Origin of the sequence: Phaeobacter italicus, assembly GCF_019801785.1 — a bacterium.
Taxonomy (GTDB): Bacteria; Pseudomonadota; Alphaproteobacteria; order Rhodobacterales; family Rhodobacteraceae; genus Phaeobacter; species Phaeobacter italicus.
This window is the reverse complement of sequence record NZ_JAHVIJ010000006.1, coordinates 194,356-212,301: the sequence shown is the minus strand read 5'-3', so window position 1 is coordinate 212,301 and position 17,946 is coordinate 194,356. Positions and strand designations below refer to the sequence as shown.

The 17,946-nt window shown below is 59.6% G+C and carries 17 protein-coding genes; 12 read left to right on the top strand and 5 right to left on the bottom strand.

The window, feature by feature from the left end:
* Position 1 precedes the first annotated feature (1 nt).
* Positions 2-571 carry a tetratricopeptide repeat protein gene (locus KUV39_RS15730; protein ID WP_046211263.1) on the bottom strand — a complete coding sequence of 190 codons (570 nt, stop codon included), beginning with the start codon at positions 569-571 and terminating at the stop codon, positions 2-4.
* Positions 572-669: 98 nt separating this feature from the next.
* On the opposite strand from KUV39_RS15730, the gene KUV39_RS15725 reads away from it, so the two are divergent.
* The 3 genes from KUV39_RS15725 to KUV39_RS15715 all read left to right on the top strand — a co-directional run bounded on the left by KUV39_RS15725 (position 670) and on the right by KUV39_RS15715 (position 3,870).
* On the top strand, positions 670-957 hold the full coding sequence (locus tag KUV39_RS15725) for an SCP2 sterol-binding domain-containing protein (protein WP_046211264.1): 288 nt from the start codon (positions 670-672) through the stop codon (positions 955-957).
* Positions 957-1,919 (top strand): alpha/beta fold hydrolase, encoded by a 963-nt coding sequence (locus tag KUV39_RS15720; protein WP_222460262.1) that lies wholly within the window; start codon positions 957-959, stop codon positions 1,917-1,919. Before KUV39_RS15725 ends, KUV39_RS15720 begins: the two co-directional genes overlap by 1 nt.
* Before the next feature lie 106 nt (positions 1,920-2,025).
* On the top strand, positions 2,026-3,870 hold the full coding sequence (locus tag KUV39_RS15715) for a M3 family oligoendopeptidase (protein ID WP_222460261.1): 1,845 nt from the start codon (positions 2,026-2,028) through the stop codon (positions 3,868-3,870).
* Between the two features lie 82 nt (positions 3,871-3,952).
* On the opposite strand, the gene KUV39_RS15710 is transcribed toward KUV39_RS15715, so the two are convergent.
* The 4 genes from KUV39_RS15710 to KUV39_RS15695 form a co-directional block, all read right to left on the bottom strand.
* Complete coding sequence (locus KUV39_RS15710) at positions 3,953-5,074, bottom strand: serine/threonine protein kinase (protein ID WP_222460260.1); 1,122 nt, start codon at positions 5,072-5,074, stop codon at positions 3,953-3,955.
* A 201-nt stretch (positions 5,075-5,275) separates the two neighbouring features.
* Positions 5,276-5,545 carry a DksA/TraR family C4-type zinc finger protein gene (locus KUV39_RS15705; protein WP_222460259.1) on the bottom strand — a complete coding sequence of 90 codons (270 nt, stop codon included), beginning with the start codon at positions 5,543-5,545 and terminating at the stop codon, positions 5,276-5,278.
* A gap of 164 nt (positions 5,546-5,709) precedes the next feature.
* Positions 5,710-6,771: an ABC transporter ATP-binding protein gene (locus tag KUV39_RS15700; protein ID WP_222460258.1), complete on the bottom strand. Its 1,062-nt coding sequence runs from the start codon at positions 6,769-6,771 to the stop codon at positions 5,710-5,712.
* Between the two features lie 17 nt (positions 6,772-6,788).
* Complete coding sequence (locus KUV39_RS15695) at positions 6,789-7,580, bottom strand: IclR family transcriptional regulator (protein ID WP_222460257.1); 792 nt, start codon at positions 7,578-7,580, stop codon at positions 6,789-6,791.
* A gap of 134 nt (positions 7,581-7,714) precedes the next feature.
* Between KUV39_RS15695 and KUV39_RS15690 the strand changes: the two genes are divergently transcribed.
* From KUV39_RS15690 to KUV39_RS15650, 9 genes are all read left to right on the top strand, one after another.
* Positions 7,715-8,965, top strand: coding sequence for an ABC transporter substrate-binding protein (locus KUV39_RS15690; protein ID WP_008561523.1), 1,251 nt, complete (start codon positions 7,715-7,717; stop codon positions 8,963-8,965).
* A gap of 163 nt (positions 8,966-9,128) precedes the next feature.
* Positions 9,129-10,079 (top strand): carbohydrate ABC transporter permease, encoded by a 951-nt coding sequence (locus KUV39_RS15685; RefSeq protein WP_207383257.1) that lies wholly within the window; start codon positions 9,129-9,131, stop codon positions 10,077-10,079.
* A complete protein-coding gene (locus KUV39_RS15680; protein WP_008562517.1) occupies positions 10,079-10,927 on the top strand; it encodes a carbohydrate ABC transporter permease in 849 nt (282 codons plus the stop codon). The genes KUV39_RS15685 and KUV39_RS15680 overlap by 1 nt, the downstream gene beginning before the upstream one ends.
* Complete coding sequence (locus KUV39_RS15675) at positions 10,924-13,023, top strand: alpha-galactosidase (RefSeq protein ID WP_222460256.1); 2,100 nt, start codon at positions 10,924-10,926, stop codon at positions 13,021-13,023. The genes KUV39_RS15680 and KUV39_RS15675 overlap by 4 nt, the downstream gene beginning before the upstream one ends.
* Positions 13,020-14,735 carry an IlvD/Edd family dehydratase gene (locus KUV39_RS15670; RefSeq protein ID WP_222460255.1) on the top strand — a complete coding sequence of 572 codons (1,716 nt, stop codon included), beginning with the start codon at positions 13,020-13,022 and terminating at the stop codon, positions 14,733-14,735. Before KUV39_RS15675 ends, KUV39_RS15670 begins: the two co-directional genes overlap by 4 nt.
* Positions 14,735-15,505 (top strand): SDR family NAD(P)-dependent oxidoreductase, encoded by a 771-nt coding sequence (locus KUV39_RS15665; RefSeq protein WP_046211274.1) that lies wholly within the window; start codon positions 14,735-14,737, stop codon positions 15,503-15,505. Before KUV39_RS15670 ends, KUV39_RS15665 begins: the two co-directional genes overlap by 1 nt.
* On the top strand, positions 15,502-16,470 hold the full coding sequence (locus KUV39_RS15660) for a 2-dehydro-3-deoxygalactonokinase (protein WP_222460254.1): 969 nt from the start codon (positions 15,502-15,504) through the stop codon (positions 16,468-16,470). The genes KUV39_RS15665 and KUV39_RS15660 overlap by 4 nt, the downstream gene beginning before the upstream one ends.
* Positions 16,467-17,078 (top strand): 2-dehydro-3-deoxy-6-phosphogalactonate aldolase, encoded by a 612-nt coding sequence (locus KUV39_RS15655; protein ID WP_209035642.1) that lies wholly within the window; start codon positions 16,467-16,469, stop codon positions 17,076-17,078. Before KUV39_RS15660 ends, KUV39_RS15655 begins: the two co-directional genes overlap by 4 nt.
* Positions 17,068-17,940, top strand: coding sequence for an SMP-30/gluconolactonase/LRE family protein (locus KUV39_RS15650; RefSeq protein WP_222460253.1), 873 nt, complete (start codon positions 17,068-17,070; stop codon positions 17,938-17,940). Before KUV39_RS15655 ends, KUV39_RS15650 begins: the two co-directional genes overlap by 11 nt.
* Positions 17,941-17,946 lie beyond the last annotated feature (6 nt).

The window sequence follows — 17,946 nt, the reverse complement described above, 5'->3', positions numbered from 1 at the left end:
CTCAAAGTTCCTTGCCTTCGACGGTGTCTTTTAACCGCTCAAGGGCGCTGGTTATCTGCTCGTGGTGCGGATGTATAGCCTGCGCACGTTGATAGGCCTCATAGGCCCGGTCGGGGTCGTTGAACTGTTCAAACATCGTCCCCAAGGCAAAGATGGCGTTGTAGTCATTTGGGTTGAGGGTCAGCGCACGCTCCAGATCCGCCACTGCAGGACCAAATAACCCCACAGTGAAATAGGCACGTGCGCGTTCATACCAGCCTTTGGCGAAATCCGGCGCGTGGTCCGTTAGTGCGGTCAGATGCTCCACCGCCATCCGAGGCTCTCCCCGCTCCAGCGCATCAAGCCCGCGCTGCAGCAGGAAATCCATCGCCGGCGATCCACTTTTGCGCCAGATGGCCTGCAATGCGCGGTCGATTGCAACCGCGTCCTTCGGGTCAGCGTCTGCCAACTGGGCAAGCAGATCAGTTTCGGTTTTCGCGACTTGGGCCTCAACTTGCGGCGCAAGCGAAATGAGGGCTGTCAAACACGTTGCCGCCACGATAGCTTTGAGCTTGGAGAATTTTGCAACCATGATGCATTGAGTGTAACCGCGCAGCCGGCGTTTTCCAGAGCAGAGGGCCCTTCCCTCACATAAAATTGCGGGCTGCGATCCAAAATTGAGGACGACCAATGAGCGACACGCTGACACAAGCGGCAGAAACGCTGAATGCAAAGATGGACGGCGGCTTTGACGGCTCCGCCAAATTCGAGATCACCGACATGGGTTCCATCGTGTTGGACCAGAACGGCGCGCGGGTCGGCGATGACGACGCGGATGTTACCATGACCGCAGATGCGGAGACCTTTCAGGCCATCATCGAGGGCGAACTGAACCCGACCGCCGCCTTCATGAGCGGCAAGCTGACCATCGACGGTGACATGGGCACCGCGATGAAGCTGGCGTCGGCGATGGCCTGATGGACGCCCCCCTGATGGAGCCGACCCCCGCCCCGTTCTTTGCCGACATCGCGCAGGGCCCGGCCGGTGGAGCGGCCCATTGGGTAAGAACAAGCGATGGCCTGCGGATACGTGTGGGCCATTGGCGTTCTGACGCGACAACAAAGGGCACAGTCCTGCTGTTTCCCGGTCGCACGGAATACATAGAGAAATACGGGCCAGCTGCCGCCGACTTGGCCGAACGCGGCTATGCCACACTCAGCGTTGATTGGCGCGGCCAAGGGCTTGCGGATCGGATGCTGCCCGATCGACTGCTCGGCCACGTCGAGGCCTTTCTCGACTTTCAGAAAGATGTGGAGGCCGCGGTCCGCCTCGCTGAGCGGCTTGCCCTGCCCAAACCCTGGTATCTTCTTGGTCATTCGATGGGCGGCGCTATCGGGCTGCGGGCGGCAATCAACGGTTTGCCGGTCAACGCCTGCGCCTTTTCGGCCCCCATGTGGGGCATTCAGATCCCCGCCGCGTTGCGCCCCGTTGCCCGGGTTCTCGGCGCACTGGGTCCTCGGTTCGGGCTGGCAAAGCTGCGCACCCCGACAACGACGGTTGAGGCCTATGTCCAAGCCAGCCCCTTTGAGGACAACACGCTGACCAATGATCCGGATATGTACCGCATGATGCAGGATCAACTTGCGGCACAGCCGGATCTGTCGCTGGGTGGGCCAACCGTTCAGTGGCTCACGGAAAGCATGGCCGAATGCGCAAGCCTGGCTGCCAATGCCTCGCCCGCCCTGCCCTGCGTTACCTTTCTCGGCACCAACGAGCAGATCGTGAACACTGCCGCCATCCACGACCGCATGGCCCGCTGGCCTGGCGGCGAACTGGTGATGGTGAATACCGCACAGCATGAGGTGATGATGGAAGGCCCAGACATCCGCAGAGAGGTCTTTGACAGGATGGTTCGGCTGTTTGACCAATACCCAGGCTGACCTTTCTCATTCCAGAAAACCACCATCGCGCGCCGTGGCTCGCTTGTGATCCGTCTGAACGGGCCTTAGATGTTCTGCCATAAACAGAAACAATCGAGGTGCTCAGATGTTCAAAGCCCCCTTCCTTGACCGCGACCTTCTGCGAGACGCAAACGCCAATGCCGCAGGCGGGGCCGGACCGGATGGGCTGGGCAACCTGCCTGAATGGGATCTGAGCGATCTCTACACCTCTGAAGATGCGGCAGAGCTGGACCGCGATCTCGCGTGGCTCGAAAAAGAATGCGCAGCCTTTGCAGCAGACTACGAGGGCAAGCTGGCAGAGCTCGACGCTGACGGTCTGCTGTCCTGTGTGCTGCGCAACGAAAAGATCAACGCGATTGCCGGGCGGATCATGTCGTTCGCGGGCCTGCGCTACTATCAGCTGACCACTGATGCGGGCCGGGCCAAATTCATGTCTGACATGCAGGAGAAGATTACGATCTTCACCACGCCGCTTGTCTTTTTCACTCTTGAAATCAACCGGATCGAGGACAACAAGCTGGAGGCGCATTTCGCCGCCAACAGTGACCTGGCCCGCTACAAGCCGGTTTTTGACCGCATTCGCGCGATGAAGCCTTACCAGCTGTCCGATGAGTTGGAGAAATTCCTGCATGATCTCGGCGTGGTCGGAGATGCGTGGGAACGGCTGTTTGATGAAACCATCGCCGGCCTGTCCTTCACCGTGGATGGCGAAGAGCTCAACATCGAAGGCACGCTGAACCTCTTGACCGAACAGGACCGCAGCAAACGCGAGGCGGCAGCGCGCGAGTTGGCGCATGTATTTGCGGACAACATCAAGATCTTTGCCCGCGTTCACAACACCCAGGCCAAGGAAAAAGAGATCCTGGATCGCTGGCGCGGGATGCCGTCACCACAGATGGGGCGCCATCTATCCAACCATGTCGAGCCCGAAGTTGTCGAGGCGCTCCGCGAAGCAGTTGTTGCGGCCTATCCCAAACTGTCGCACCGCTACTATGAGCTAAAGCGCAAATGGCTCGGCCTTGATCGCATGCAGGTCTGGGACCGAAATGCCCCCTTGCCGATGGAAACCAGCCGGGTGGTCAACTGGACGGAAGCCCGCGACATCGTCATGGAGGCCTACAACGCCTTTGATCCGCGCATGGGTGAGATCGCCGCCCCCTTCTTCAACAAAGGCTGGATTGATGCAGGCGTGAAACCCGGCAAGGCACCGGGCGCATTTGCGCATCCCACGGTGACCGACGTGCACCCCTACGTGATGCTGAACTACCTCGGCAAGCCGCGAGACGTCATGACCCTCGCGCACGAGCTTGGCCACGGCGTGCATCAGGTATTGGCGGCGGAACAGGGCGAGATGCTGTCCTCGACCCCCCTCACTCTTGCTGAAACCGCATCTGTCTTTGGTGAAATGCTGACCTTCCGGAAAATGCTGGAAAAGGCAAAAGACCAGAACGAGCGCAAGATCCTGCTGGCTGGCAAAGTCGAAGACATGATCAACACGGTGGTGCGCCAGATCGCGTTTTATGACTTTGAGTGCAAACTGCACGCTGCCCGCGCTGAGGGAGAGCTGACCCCCGATGACATCAACGCGCTGTGGATGTCTGTTCAGGCAGAGTCACTGGGCGAAGCCTTTGACTTCATGGAAGGCTATGAAACCTTCTGGGCCTATATCCCCCACTTCGTACACTCCCCCTTCTATGTCTACGCCTACGCATTCGGTGACGGTCTGGTGAATGCCCTCTATTCGGTCTACGCCGAAGGGGCCGAAGGCTTTGAAGACAAGTATTTTGACATGTTGAAGGCCGGTGGATCCAAACACCACAAGGAATTGCTGGCCCCCTTCGGGCTTGATGCGTCTGACCCGACATTCTGGGACAAGGGCCTTTCCATGATCTCCGACATGATCGACGAACTGGAGGCGATGGAAAGCTAACTTCTTTACATCCATCGAAAAACGGCCGGGAAGGAAACTTCTCGGCCGTTTTGTTTTCTGCACATGGCTCAGAGCATGGCGCTCACTGTTTGGGGAAATAATCCTCGCAGTCGCCGTCACGATAGACATCCGCAGTGCAGCAGTGCAGACCGCCGCCGAACGCATAGGCGTCACGCAGCTCGACCTCGACCACTTCCATCCCCAGTTTGTCCATCTGCTCGGCCTGATAGACCTCTGACTTCTCGACGCAGACGGTTTTGGGATCCAGCACCAGTACGTTCATCGACAGCCAGGTCGAGGAATAGCACAGCGGCGGCGGGGTGTTGTGGGCGGGCTGGGCTGCGTCCACGATCTCCCAGCCGTTTTTGTTGAACATCTCGCGCTGCTCCTCCGGCAGGCGGCGCTGCGGGTTGTTCAGGATCAGCCCCGGGCGCAGCGGCGTGAAGGTTGCGTCGATATGGATCGGATAGGGATCACCCGGGAAATTCACCGTGTGGACACGGTGGTCCGGGAAGTGGCGGCGCAGCCATTCGATGCCCTTGAGATTGGTGGTAAATCCGTGCTGCACCACCAGATCCTTGCCAAAACGCAGCACATCGGCTGCGTCAAACAGGGGCTCTTCCTCGGTGGTGACGAAAAACTTCTCTGCGGCCCATTCCAGCCGCTTGGCCTCGCCGATTTTGTCGCTGAGATAATCGGGATGATAATCTGCATCCGTCAGGCGCGGTTTGGGTGCTGCCTCGTGGCGGAAATTCGGGTCTTCCTCCCAGTACTGCTTCAGCAACGGGCGGTAATTCAGATACTCAAACCACCGGCAACGATAGGACATAGTGGCTTCGAGCATTTCGTGGCCAACCGTCAACAGCACATCGCGTGGCGGCATGCAGCCGAACTGGCTGTCGGTATGGAAATCCGGGGTGGTCACGGATTGCGAATGATCGATGGAGACCGGACGATCCACCCGGATACCGCGCCCCCGCAGCTGGTCGGCGAAATTGTCCAACAGCTCATTCGCACGGTCGATGGTTTCCTGCGGGCGGCGGCCCCACTGGCCGCGCATATCGCTGTCTTCCGGCACCTTTGCGTCCAGCGCGGGTTCTTCGGGCGGAATATGACAGTCGTCGGCACGCCCCACGATGACGTGGCGCAGCGTGTCCCATTCGTTCCAGCTTTTGACTTCAGTTTTTTCCGGCGACCAGGCCATCTTGGCACCCTCTTGTCGGGGGAGACCAAGGCGGGGCCTTCAATCTCCCGATTGAAAGTCCCGGCGTACAGGATCGTGTTCAGAGGCAGTTAGATCTATCTACGGCGACGCCATCGCCCATGTGCCCGCAAGCGGTATAGCACCCGCCCCGATACCGGGGAAGATGTTTTGCATCAGTAATATGCACAGCGTCGATGGCGATTATTTCAACTGACTATCCTTGGAGCCGCGACGGTTGATACCACCGCGCGCTTGAAAGGCGCTGTCGCGATCTTGTTGGCATTCAATGCAGAGTTTCACACCGGGCACAGCCTTGCGACGGGGTTCCGGGATTGGCTCGTCGCAATCTGCGCAATGAGTGCGGCTCTCTCCCTGAGGGGCCCGGCGTGATTTCATCCGGGCGAGTTCATCGCCAATGGATGCTTCGATTTGTTCGCTGACTGCCCCGTCTCGGGCCCATCCTCCGGCCATGATCTGTCTCCTGCTTCTAAGCAAGCAGCATAGCACGCCGCTCAAATCCACAGGAGACAAACGCCGACATCATCGTCTCTGTTCCGACATCGTGCCGGGAAAACCGCCCACTTGGCCGGGCAAAGGAACAAACGGGCAGTAACCTCAACCCTCCGGCGTCACCGTCAGCGCAGGCGTTGTTCGGTTGCGCCGTCAAAGAAATAGGCATCCGCATCATCGAAATTGATTGCAACCGCGGTGCCTTCGGGCAGCGCCTCATCGCCACGGGTTTCGACGATCAGCTTTTCGCCAGTAGGCGTGGTCAGATAGTCGTAAGACACTCCGCCCAGGCGCTCTCGTAGATCCAATATCAGGCTGCTATCTGCCGCCACGACACTCAGGTGCTGGGGACGCAACCCCACCAGCACTTTGCTGCCCTCTGCAGGCAAGGCAACGGATGTCCCCACACGGCGATTTTCAAGGGCGGGCACAACCACGCCGCCACCCTGCACTGTGCCTTCAAGAAAGTTCATACTGGGTGAGCCGATAAATCCAGCTACAAAACGGTTGTCCGGATCTGAATAAAGATCCATCGGACTGCCGACCTGCTCCACCCGCCCGGCACGCAGCACCACAATCTTGTCGGCAAGAGTCATCGCCTCGACCTGATCGTGGGTGACGTAGATCATGGTCGCCCCAATTTCCTTGTGAAGCCGGGCGATTTCGACCCGCATGTCCACCCGCAGCTCCGCATCGAGGTTGGAGAGCGGTTCATCGAACAAAAACACCTCCGGCCCCCGCACAATCGCGCGACCAATCGCAACTCGCTGACGCTGCCCCCCCGATAGCGCCTTGGGCTTGCGCTTGAGGTACTGGTCCAGCTTCAGGATCCGGCTGGCCTCGGCCACCTTTTCCTTGATCTCACCCTTGGGATGGCCGTTCATCTTGAGACCGAACCCCATGTTTTCCTCAACCGTCATATGCGGGTAGAGCGCATAGGACTGAAACACCATCGCCACGCCGCGGTCAGCAGCATCGAGATCGGTGACATCCCGCGCCCCGATATGAATTTGCCCGCCCGAGGTTTCCTCGAGCCCTGCAATCATCCGCAAAAGCGTGGACTTGCCACAGCCCGACGGGCCAACAAAGACGCAGAACTCGCCGTCCTCGATGGTGAGATCCACATCGTGGATCACCTGCACGTCACCATATTTCTTGACGGCCTTGGCCAATGTGACCCCAGTCATACGTCTTCTCCCTCAGATTAACTCGGAAATTGCCAGGTTTCGGCGGCTGCCGCGATCTCCTTGGCGGTTTTCATCAGTGCCGGACGCAGGGCATCCAGCTCCTCCAGTGACTGGCGCTGCACGGATGACGTGATCGACAGCCCCCCCATGACCTTGCCCGCTTCCGACAGAATCGGAACGGCGATGCAGATGATCCCTGGCTCATGCTCTTCTCGGTCAAATGCCACGCCATCTGCCCGGATCTCTGCCAGCTCAGCCAACAACGCCTCAGGTGTGGCGAGCGTGTTCGGTGTGTGGGCAAAAAAAGCCTGTCGGCGGATCGCATCCTCCTGCGCCTCTTGCGAGAGATGAGCAATCATCGCCTTGCCGACGCCCGTGCAGTAGCCGGGACCAATTTTTCCGGCCTGACTGAACATTTCAATCGGGGTGGCAGCATTGCGTTTATCAACGTAAAGCACTTGTCCGCGGTCAAGCTGCGCCAAGTGAATGGTCTCCCCCACGTCCGCCGACAACTGATCCAGAAAGGGGCGCGCAACCGGTGCCAAGGCACTTTGCCGCCAGGCCGCATGCGCCAAGCGCACAAGGCGCAGACCAGGCGCATAGGTCTGATGGGTTTCGTCATAAGACAGCATCCCCTGATTGGTCAGCGTCTGCATCAACCGATAAAGCGTCGCCTTGGGGTGACTGGACGCGGCCAGCACTTCGCCGAACCGCACAGGGCGGCCTGCTTCCGCGATCTGATCCAGCACTGCCAGCGCCTTGCCAACTGTCCCGTCAGAATCTCGCGTTTGGGGCGCAGGTTTCGTCATCAGTGTCCTTTCTCTGACCGAACCCGGCCGACGTAACTGTTGACATCCTTAGCCGAGCGCGTTCATAGTTTCAATAGTTGGTATTTGGTTCCATTATATGAAACCAAGAGACACACGTCAACAGGGAGGACGTCATGAAGACTTTGAAAGGAACAGTTGCGAGCCTTGCTCTCAGCCTTGGGCTGGCAACGGCAGCACAGGCCGAGCTGAGCGGCACGCTCAAGATTTTCTCGGACATGTCCAATCCTGCGCCGCGCGCAGTGATGGAGGGGATGGCTGCCGAGTTCGACGCCATGCACCCGAACCTGACTGTCGAGCTGACCGTAATCGACCGCGAAGCCTACAAGACGCAGATCCGCAACTTCCTGACGGCCAACGCCCCGGACGTGGCAAACTGGTATGCAGCCAATCGCATGCGGCCCTATGTGTCGGCAGGTCTGTTTGAAGACATCTCCGATCTGTGGGCCGAGCCCGAAATCGCCGACGCGCTGGCCTCGACCAAGGGCGCCATGACGCTCGACGGCAAACAGTGGGGCGTGCCCTATACCTACTACCAGTGGGGCGTCTACTACCGGGAAGACATTTACAATGAACTCGGCCTGGAAGAGCCCAAGGACTGGGAAACCTTCAAATCCAACTGCCAGAAGATTCTCGATTCCGGCCGCAAGTGCTTTACCATCGGCACCAAGTTCCTGTGGACCGCAGGTGGCTGGTTTGACTACCTGAACATGCGCACGAATGGTTATGACTTCCACATGGCGCTGACCAATGGCGAAATCGCCTGGACGGATGACCGCGTCAAGCAGACCTTTGCCAACTGGCGCGAACTGATCGACATGGGTGCTTTCATCGACAACCACCAGTCCTACAGCTGGCAGGAGGCCCTGCCGTTCATGGTCAAGGGGGAGGCCGCGGCCTATCTGATGGGCAACTTCGCGGTGGCACCGCTGCGTGAAGCAGGTCTGGGCACCGACCAACTGGATTTCTATCAGTTCCCGACCATCAATCCCGATGTTGAACTGGCCGAAGACGCGCCAACAGACACCTTCCACATTCCGTCCGGCGCCCAGAACAAGGAAGCCGCTCGCGAATTCCTGCGCTTTGTCGTTTCGGCTGACAATCAGACCAAAATCAACAGCGGGGCGGCCCTGGGCCAGTTGCCGGTGAACTCCAACTCTTCCGTGGATGACGACGAGATGCTCAACCAGGGCTTCGAGATGCTGTCCTCGAACGCGCCCGGCGGCATCGCGCAGTTCTTTGATCGCGATGCCCCCGCAGAAATGGCCTCTGTCGCGATGGAAGGGTTCCAGGAATTCATGGTGTTCCCGGACAATCTGGACGACATCCTGAACCGTTTGGAAAAAACACGCGAGCGGGTCTACTGATCCCAAGCGTCTGACGAACTGCGCGGGGTCGGCCAAACGGCCCGGCCCCGCGCCTTGCCTTTTGGGTTCTGGTTCCGCGTGCCGTCAAAACCGCCTGACCGACCCCTTATAGCCCTTGCGATCCCGCAATCGCACAAACAGACGGAGACCTGTCGTGGCTGAGATGAAACTCGCCCCCGGAAACGGGCCCGAAACCGGATCCGCAACCGCCCTGCGCGGCAGTCAGGACAGCTGGTTGCGCCGCAACAGGCAGACGCTGGCGCCGCTCTTGTTCCTTGCTCCCGGTGTCATCTTTTTCCTGTTCTACGTGATCTTTCCGATCCTGCAGAGCTTTAACCTGTCGTTCTATCGCTGGGACGGTTTGGGGGATCCGCAGTTCATCGGGATGGAGAACTACCGAGAGCTGATGGATGACCGTGCGTTTGAAGTTTCGCTCTGGAACAACCTGAAATGGCTGCTGCTGTATCTTCTGGCGATCCCGGCAGGTCTGTTCATCGCGCTGTTTCTCAATCAGACGGTGACCGGCATTCGCCTTTACAAGTCGCTGTTCTTCTTCCCATTTGTCATCAGTCAGGTCGTCGTTGGCCTGGTTTTCAGTTGGTTCTACGACCCGACTTTCGGCCTTCTCAACCAGGTGCTTGGATGGGTCGGTCTTGGGCCATTGAATGTGCTGGGGGATCCGACCCTTGTGACATACGGCATCATTGCTGCAGGCCTCTGGCCACAGACGGCTTATTGCATGATCCTCTATCTAACAGGTCTGAACGCGGTTGACCCCGAACAGGTCGAGGCCGCGCGCCTGGATGGGGCAAAAGGGGCAAAGATGCTGTGGTATGTGATCATCCCGCAGCTGCGCCCGGCGACCTTTGTGGCCTTTGTGGTGACGATCATCGGCGCGCTGCGCAGTTTTGACCTCATCTCGATCATGACCAACGGCGGCCCGTTCGGCTCCAGCCGGGTGCTGTCGTTCTACATGTTTGAGAAGGCACTCTCCGAATATGGCTTCCGCATGGGCTATGGCGCGGCTATCGCGGTGGTGCTGTTCCTGATCATGCTGTGCTTCATCGCCTATTTCCTGTGGTCCATGTACCAAGACGACAAAGGGGGCCGCTGATGTTTCCCAAACCAATCCAAAACAGCTCGCGTGCGTGGCAGACGACCTATCAGGCACTGGTTCCGGCGGCGCTGGTGATGTGGTTATTGCCACTGATCGCGGTGGCGATCTTCTCGATCAAACCCGAGGCGGATTTCACCACGGGCAATTACTGGGGGGTGCCGTCATCCTTTGAAGGGTTCAGCAACTACGGCCGGGTCTTCTTCGGCTCAGACATGCCGCGCTATCTGCTGAACTCCGTCCTGATTACCGTGCCCACGGTGATTGGCGCGGTCGCGCTGTCCTGCATGACGGGCTTTGCGCTCGGCGTTTATAAATTCCGCGGCAACCTGTTGCTGTTCTTCATGTTTGTTGCAGGCAACTTCGTCCCGTTCCAGATCCTGATGGTCCCGGTCCGCGATCTGACATTGGACATGGGGCTCTATAACACCAAAACCGGCCTGGTTCTGTTTCACATCGCCTTTCAGACCGGCTTCTGCACGCTGTTCATGCGCAACTTTATCCGCGCCCTGCCTTTTGAACTGATCGAAGCGGCCCGCGTCGAAGGGGTCGCGGAGTGGCGGATTTTCTGGTTCGTGGTTTTGCCGCTGATGAAACCTGCGATTGCCGCGCTGAGCGTGCTGATCTTCACCTTCATCTGGAACGACTATTTCTGGGCCGTGGTTCTGACACAGGGCGCCGAGAGCCAGCCGGTGACAGCAGGCATCACATCGTTCAACGCGCAATACCGGGCGGCTTACCACCTGATGAGCGCAGGCAGCATTGTCGCGGCCCTGCCGCCGGTTGCCATGTTCTTCCTGATGCAACGCCATTTCATCGCCGGCCTGACATTGGGGGCGGTGAAGTGAGCAGACGCGAAGATACCCGCTGCTGGGCGCTTGAGGATCAGAGCCAAAGCCTGATCCTTGCCGCCCACGGGGATGATCTGGCCGAGATCGTCTACTGGGGCCCGCGGCTTCCGGAAGGGAGCGACCTGAAGATGATCGCCGCAGCCTCGCGCATGGACGTCACCGGGGGCATGCTGGATGCCGTGCCGCCACTGTCGATCTGCCCCGAGGCCCGCCGCACCTTTCCCGGACAGCCCGGTCTGTCGCTTGCAGATGCTACGGGCAAGGCGCTACTGCCCCGTTTTACCTTTGATCGCGTGGAGGAAAGCAATCAGGCGCTCAGCCTGCACTACCGCGATGCGGAACACGGTCTTCGCTATCAGGCGCAATTCGAGCTGACACCCAAAACCGGCATGATCCGTGCGCAGGCCTCGCTCATTTCTGAGCGGCCTATCAGCGTGAACTGGCTGTCTGCACCGGTCTTTCCGGCCCCTCAGAACGGGCAGGACATGATCGACTTTCATGGCCGCTGGATCGGGGAGTTTCAAACCAGCCGCACACCGTGGAGCGCTGGCGCGCGTCTCAGGGACAATCCCACAGGACGCACCGGGCATGAGTATTTCCCGGGTTTGATCCTGCCCTGTATGGGCGCCACAAACACCCAGGGTTCCGCCTACGCCTTTCACTACGGCTGGTCAGGCGGCCACAAAATGCTGGCGGAAGAGCTGCCAGACGGGCGTCGCCAAATCCAATGGGGCCATGCAACCGGCAGCCGCCGCAATCCAGGCACCAGATTTGAAACTGCACCGCTCTACGCCGTGTTCTCGGATCAGGGGATCAATGGCTGCGCCGTCACCTTCCAGCGCCACCTGCGCGATGAGATCCTGCACCCCCCTGCACCCGCGCGCCCGCGGCCGGTGCACTACAACTGTTGGGAGGCGGTCTATTTCAATCACGACCACGCCACGCTCTGCGATATTGCAAGCCGGGCCGCAGCACTGGGAGCCGAACGGTTCGTGCTGGACGATGGTTGGTTCGGCAAACGCGATGACGACACCAGTTCCCTTGGCGACTGGACAATCGACGCGCGCAAATATCCCGATGGGCTGATGCCGCTGATTGAGCATGTGCATGCTGCGGGGATGACATTCGGAATCTGGTTTGAGCCGGAAATGATCAACCCCGACAGCGATCTGTTTCGCGCCCACCCAGACTGGGTGCTGGGCGATCGGGATCAGGTGCTTGGCCGACAGCAAATGGTTCTGAATATCGCCCTGCCTGAGGTTCAGGCTTATCTCTACGATCACATCTCAGCCGTACTTGCCGACCATCCCATCGACTATGTGAAATGGGATCACAACCGCGTGCTGCCGGAACCGGACAGCGCGCAGGCCGAGGCGGTTTATGCGCTGTTTGACCGGCTGCGCGCAGATTTCCCGCAAGTGGAATTCGAGAGTTGTTCTTCTGGGGGTGGGCGCATTGACTTTGGCATCCTGTCGCGCACCCATCGGGTCTGGCTTTCAGATAGCAATGACCCGATAGAGCGGCAGCGGATCCAGCATGAAGCCGCGCTTTTCCTGCCGATGGTTGTCACTGGCAGCCATGTTGGTCCGCGCACCTGCCACACCTCTGGTCGGGTGACAGATATCCGGCTGCGTGCCTGGGTCGCGGCCCAGCGTCACATGGGGTTTGAAATGGACCCGCGCGAGCTGACAGAAGAAGAAGCTGACATTCTGCGCCAGGTTACCCGTTGGTGGAAAGACAACCGCCACTGGACGGAACGGGCGGATATTCTGCGGCTCGACAGCGATGACCCTGCCGTCATCGCTGAGCTGCAGCGCGCAGAAGATGGCAGCCGCTTTGTCGCCTTTTCCGGCCTGCGCGAGCCAAGCGCGCAAATCCTGCCGCGCCCGCTGCGCCTTGCTGGGCTGGAGCCTGACGCCCACTATCAAATCCGCTTGCTGAACCGCGAGGACGCCCCAGGTCTTTCGCGCGGATCGCCTCTTTTGAAAACCGGGACCGCGACACTCAGCGGCCAATATCTGATGCACCACGGGATCACCCTGCCCTGGACATTCCCACAGTCGATCTGGGTGATTGAAGGAACACGCCTATGACCAAAGACAGACGAAATCGCGCCTGGTATGGCAAATTGGACAAAGACGGCTTCATCCACCGCAGCTGGATGAAAAACCAGGGGTTTCCGGACCATGCCTTTGACGGTCGGCCGATCATCGGGATCTGCAACACCTGGTCAGAGCTGACGCCCTGCAACTCTGGCCTGCGCGATCTCGCCGAGGGGGTAAAGCGCGGCGTCTGGGAGGCCGGTGGATTTCCCGTGGAATTCCCGGTCATGTCGCTGGGTGAGACCCAGATGAAGCCCACGGCAATGCTGTTTCGAAATCTCCTCGCGATGGACGTAGAGGAATCGATACGGGCCTATGGAATTGACGGCGTTGTCCTGCTTGGCGGTTGTGACAAGACCACACCGGGCCAGTTGATGGGGGCTGCCTCTGTTGATCTGCCGGCCATCGTCGTCAGCTCGGGCCCGATGCTGAACGGCAAGTGGCAGGGCAAGGATATCGGCTCAGGTACTGACGTCTGGAAGTTCTCCGAAGCGGTGCGCGCCGGTGAGATGACGCTGCAGGATTTCATGGCGGCTGAATCCGGCATGAGTCGGTCCAAGGGCGTGTGCATGACCATGGGCACGGCCTCCACTATGGCGTCCCTCGTTGAGGCGATGGGGATGAGCCTGCCAACCAATGCCGCCCTGCCCGCAGTGGATGCCCGCCGCATGGCTCTGGCGCATCTGACCGGCAAGCGGATCGTCGAGATGGTTGAGGAAGACCTCAAACCTTCGGACATTCTGACCCGCGACGCTTTCATCAATGCAATCATGGCCAACGCAGCTGTCGGGGGATCCACCAATGCGGTGGTGCACCTTCTGGCCCTCGCCGGGCGTGTCGGGGTTGACCTGTCTCTGGATGATTTCGGCCTTGGCAGTGATATCCCGCTGCTGGTCAACTGCATGCCCTCAGGGAAATACCTGATGGAAGATTTCTGCTATGCCGGCGGTATGCCTGTCGTGTTGAAGCGACTTGCTGACAATGGACACCTGCGCAGCAACACCACTGTTTTGGGCGGTGACATCACGGCCTATGCCGAGGGTGCGGAATGTTTCAACGATGACGTCATCAAGAGCTTTGATAACCCGGTAAAACCTGCCGCCGGCCTGCGTGTTCTGCGCGGCAATCTTGCGCCCAACGGTGCCATCATGAAACCATCGGCCGCGACCGACCATCTGCTGGAACACGAAGGCGTTGCACACGTTTTTGAGACGATTGAAGATCTGAAAGCCAATATCGATCGCGATGATCTGCCCGTCACGAAAGACACCATTCTGGTGCTGAAGGGTGTTGGCCCCAAGGGCTATCCCGGCATGCCGGAGGTCGGCAATATGCCGATCCCCCGCAAACTGGTCCGCGAAGGGGTGCGTGACATGATCCGCATCTCTGATGGCCGCATGTCCGGGACGGCTTTTGGCACCGTGATCCTGCATGTTTCACCTGAATCCCAGGCCGGTGGCCCCCTTGGTCTGGTCCAGACCGGCGACCGCATCCGGGTCAGCGCAAAGAACGGCACCCTTGATCTGCTGGTTTCACAGGAAGAGCTGACAGCACGTCGTGAGGCCTGGCAGCCAGAGCCGCCGCATTACACACGCGGCTACGCCAAACTCTACGTCGACAGCGTCCTTCAGGCAGAGAAAGGGGCTGATCTTGATTTCCTCGTGGGCAAGGATACCCGCCCCGTAACACGGGAGAGCCACTGATGAGCGACACTGCAATCTTTCCGGACCTGAAGGGGGCTTCGGTTTTCATCACCGGCGGCGGTTCCGGCATCGGTGCCGCGCTGAGCGAGGGTTTCCTGCGTCAGGGCGCCAAGGTCGCGTTTGTCGGACGGTCAGATGCTTCTGCTTTTGTTGCGCGCATGGAGGCTGAGACAGGCAACCGTCCCTTGTTCATCCAATGCGACATCACCGATATCCCTGCCCTAAAGTCAGCGATTGAACAGGCGGCAGAGGCGCATGGCCCAATCACCACGCTGGTGAACAACGCCGCCAATGATCAGCGCCACGCGACATTGGATGTGGACGAGGAATTTTGGGACTGGGCGCAGGCGATCAATCTCAAGGCGTATTTCTTTGCCTGTCAGGCGGTGTTGCCAGGGATGCAGGCTGCCGGTGGTGGTTCGATCGTTAACTTCACCTCCATCAGTTACATGATGGGCAACAGCGGCTATCCCGCCTACACGACAGCAAATGCAGGCATCAACGGCATGACACGAAGCCTCGCACGTGAGTTCGGGGCAGATCGGATCCGGGTCAACGCGCTGGCGCCGGGGTGGGTACTGACGGATAAGCAACTCGACAAATGGGCAACGCCAGAGGCGCTTGCGGCCCATCTGGAACGGCAATGCCTGAAGGACCATCTCGCGCCACAGGACATCGTGGGTTCAACGCTCTTTCTCGCCTCGGCGACCAGCCGCATGATCACCGGGCAAACGCTGGTTGTGGATGGCGGGGTTGTGGTGACAGGATGACGGCGCATCCCAATCTTTCCCCTGACACGATGCCCGGCGCCTCCGTGCCTGCGTGGATTGCGGCGGACTGGGGCACCAGTCAACTGCGCCTGTGGGTGATGGATCGCGAGGATACCGTGATCGACCGGATAACCTCGGATCGGGGCATGTCCCGACTGAGCCCGCAAGACTATGAGCCCACGCTTCTGGACCTCTTGGGCGATCACCTCCCAACGGCCGAAAACAGCCCGCTTCCTGTTATCTGCTGCGGAATGGCAGGCTCACGTCAGGGCTGGGCCGAGGCCCCCTATGCCAGCACCCCCTGCCCGCCACCAGGCATTGCAGAGGCCACCCAGCCAGCGACCAAGGATCCACGTCTCGCAGTCTATCTGCTGCCCGGCATCAAAACCACGGACCCAGCAGATGTCATGCGGGGGGAAGAGACCCAGATTGCGGGCTACCTCGCACAAGACAGAGATCCCGCCACCTCGCAAGTCATCTGCCTGCCTGGCACCCACAGCAAATGGGCCAGGCTTGAGCAGGGAGAAGTCACCAGCTTTTCAACCTTCATGACAGGAGAGCTGTTCGCCCTTCTTCAGGGTCAATCCGTCCTGCAGCACTGCGTGTCTGAGGAGGGCTGGGACGAGACCGCATTTGAACAGGCCGTCCGTGAGGCGTTTGCCAATCCAGCTGCGATCGCCGCCCAACTGTTTCGCCTGCGTGCAGATGCGCTTTTGTCTGGGCAAAGCCCCGAAACCGGACGTGCTCGCCTGTCAGGGCTTCTGATCGGGGTTGAGCTCGCAGCGACGCAAGACGACTGGTCGGGGCAACACGTCACCTTGCTGGGCGCGGACCAGCTTGCCCGTCGTTATGAAACGGCCCTGTCTACACAGGGGTGCACCGCCCGCCGCGTTGACGCCGAAACCCTGACGCTTGCAGGCCTCACAGCCGCATATGACCAATTGAAAAAGAGCCAAACGCCATGAGCCGAAACATCATTGCCATCCTGCGTGGTCTGCGCCCGGAAGAGGCGCGTGACATGACCGATGCCCTGATTGATGCGGGCATCACCAAGATCGAAGTCCCGCTGAACTCACCCCAGCCCTTCGACAGTATTGCCACGATGCTGGATCAGGCCAAAGGGCGCGCGACAGTCGGCGCGGGGACCGTTTTGAGCCCCGAGGCAGTGGCTCAGCTATCTGCAATGGGGGCACAGATGGTCGTCTCCCCCGACTGCAACCCGGATGTGATCCGTGCAACAAAATCCGCTGGCATGTTGTCCTATCCGGGGGTCTTCACCGCGTCAGAGTGCTTCTCTGCACTCCGCGCTGGCGCGGACGGGTTGAAGTTTTTTCCCGCATTCAAGCTGGGGCTCGACGGGTTCTCAGCGCTGAAGGCCGTTTTGCCAAAAGATGCAGAAACCTATGCTGTTGGCGGCGTTGGACCAGCGGACTTCGCGGACTGGCAGAAAGCGGGCATTACCGGTTTTGGCATGGGCTCTTCTCTTTATAAACCCGGTCATTCGGCCGAAGAGGTTGCCCGCCTTGCCGCAGAGACGGTCGCAGCCTACGACGAGGCGTTTGATGGCCAGTGACGTGACCACTCACCCCTCCACGGCGGAGATTTTCAGCGAAACCCGCTGCACGTTGGGTGAAGGTCCGCTGTGGCACCCAACCCGCCAGCAGCTATTCTGGTTCGACATCCTCGGACAACAATTGCTCAGTGTTGCAAATGGTAAAGAGATCCGCTGGCAATTTGATGACTGCGTTTCAGCCGCCGGTTGGGTCGATGACCATACCCTCATCATGGCCAGCGCCAGCGCGCTTTGGCGTTTTGACATCGAAACCGGTGTGCGGTCGCATCTGATAGACCTAGAGGCGGACCAGCCTCTAACCCGTTCAAATGACGGGCGCGCGGATCCTTGGGGCGGTTTCTGGATTGGAACCATGGGCTACAACGCCGAAACCGGGCTTGGGGCCATATATCGCTACTACCGGGGCGAGCTGCGCAAGCTGGTTCATTCCCAGACCATCACAAACGCGATCTGCTTTTCTCCGGATGGGTCCTGCGCCTATTTTACGGATACGGCCACTGGCAAAATCATGCGCCAGCCGCTGGCGGAAGACGACGGATGGCCGATTGGCGCACCCTCTGTCTTTCTTGATCTCAGCAGCGAAAACTTTGGCCCCGATGGCGCGGTTGTCGATGTCTCAGGTCGGTTCTGGAACGCCCAATGGGGGGCAAGCCGCGTCGCGGTATATACGCCCTCTGGTGACCTGACCGAGATCTACCCCCTTCCGACCGCGCAGGCCTCCTGCCCTGCCTTTGGGGGCACAGACCTGTCGGATCTGTTTGTGACCACCGCTGCTGACGGGCTGGATGATCCGGCTGCGGGAAAAACCTATCGCATTGAAACACGGGCCGAAGGCCAACGCGAACATCGCGTCATTCTCTGAGGACAT

Excerpts from the sequence above, each read along its gene's own strand:
- KUV39_RS15730 (WP_046211263.1), bottom strand. The coding sequence starts at position 571 with ATGGTTGCAAAATTCTCCAAGCTCAAAGCTATCGTGGCGGCAACGTGT.
- KUV39_RS15725 (WP_046211264.1), top strand. The coding sequence starts at position 670 with ATGAGCGACACGCTGACACAAGCGGCAGAAACGCTGAATGCAAAGATG.
- KUV39_RS15720 (WP_222460262.1), top strand. The coding sequence starts at position 957 with ATGGACGCCCCCCTGATGGAGCCGACCCCCGCCCCGTTCTTTGCCGAC.
- KUV39_RS15715 (WP_222460261.1), top strand. The coding sequence starts at position 2,026 with ATGTTCAAAGCCCCCTTCCTTGACCGCGACCTTCTGCGAGACGCAAAC.
- KUV39_RS15710 (WP_222460260.1), bottom strand. The coding sequence starts at position 5,074 with ATGGCCTGGTCGCCGGAAAAAACTGAAGTCAAAAGCTGGAACGAATGG.
- KUV39_RS15705 (WP_222460259.1), bottom strand. The coding sequence starts at position 5,545 with ATGGCCGGAGGATGGGCCCGAGACGGGGCAGTCAGCGAACAAATCGAA.
- KUV39_RS15700 (WP_222460258.1), bottom strand. The coding sequence starts at position 6,771 with ATGACTGGGGTCACATTGGCCAAGGCCGTCAAGAAATATGGTGACGTG.
- KUV39_RS15695 (WP_222460257.1), bottom strand. The coding sequence starts at position 7,580 with ATGACGAAACCTGCGCCCCAAACGCGAGATTCTGACGGGACAGTTGGC.
- KUV39_RS15690 (WP_008561523.1), top strand. The coding sequence starts at position 7,715 with ATGAAGACTTTGAAAGGAACAGTTGCGAGCCTTGCTCTCAGCCTTGGG.
- KUV39_RS15685 (WP_207383257.1), top strand. The coding sequence starts at position 9,129 with ATGAAACTCGCCCCCGGAAACGGGCCCGAAACCGGATCCGCAACCGCC.
- KUV39_RS15680 (WP_008562517.1), top strand. The coding sequence starts at position 10,079 with ATGTTTCCCAAACCAATCCAAAACAGCTCGCGTGCGTGGCAGACGACC.
- KUV39_RS15670 (WP_222460255.1), top strand. The coding sequence starts at position 13,020 with ATGACCAAAGACAGACGAAATCGCGCCTGGTATGGCAAATTGGACAAA.
- KUV39_RS15665 (WP_046211274.1), top strand. The coding sequence starts at position 14,735 with ATGAGCGACACTGCAATCTTTCCGGACCTGAAGGGGGCTTCGGTTTTC.
- KUV39_RS15660 (WP_222460254.1), top strand. The coding sequence starts at position 15,502 with ATGACGGCGCATCCCAATCTTTCCCCTGACACGATGCCCGGCGCCTCC.
- KUV39_RS15655 (WP_209035642.1), top strand. The coding sequence starts at position 16,467 with ATGAGCCGAAACATCATTGCCATCCTGCGTGGTCTGCGCCCGGAAGAG.
- KUV39_RS15650 (WP_222460253.1), top strand. The coding sequence starts at position 17,068 with ATGGCCAGTGACGTGACCACTCACCCCTCCACGGCGGAGATTTTCAGC.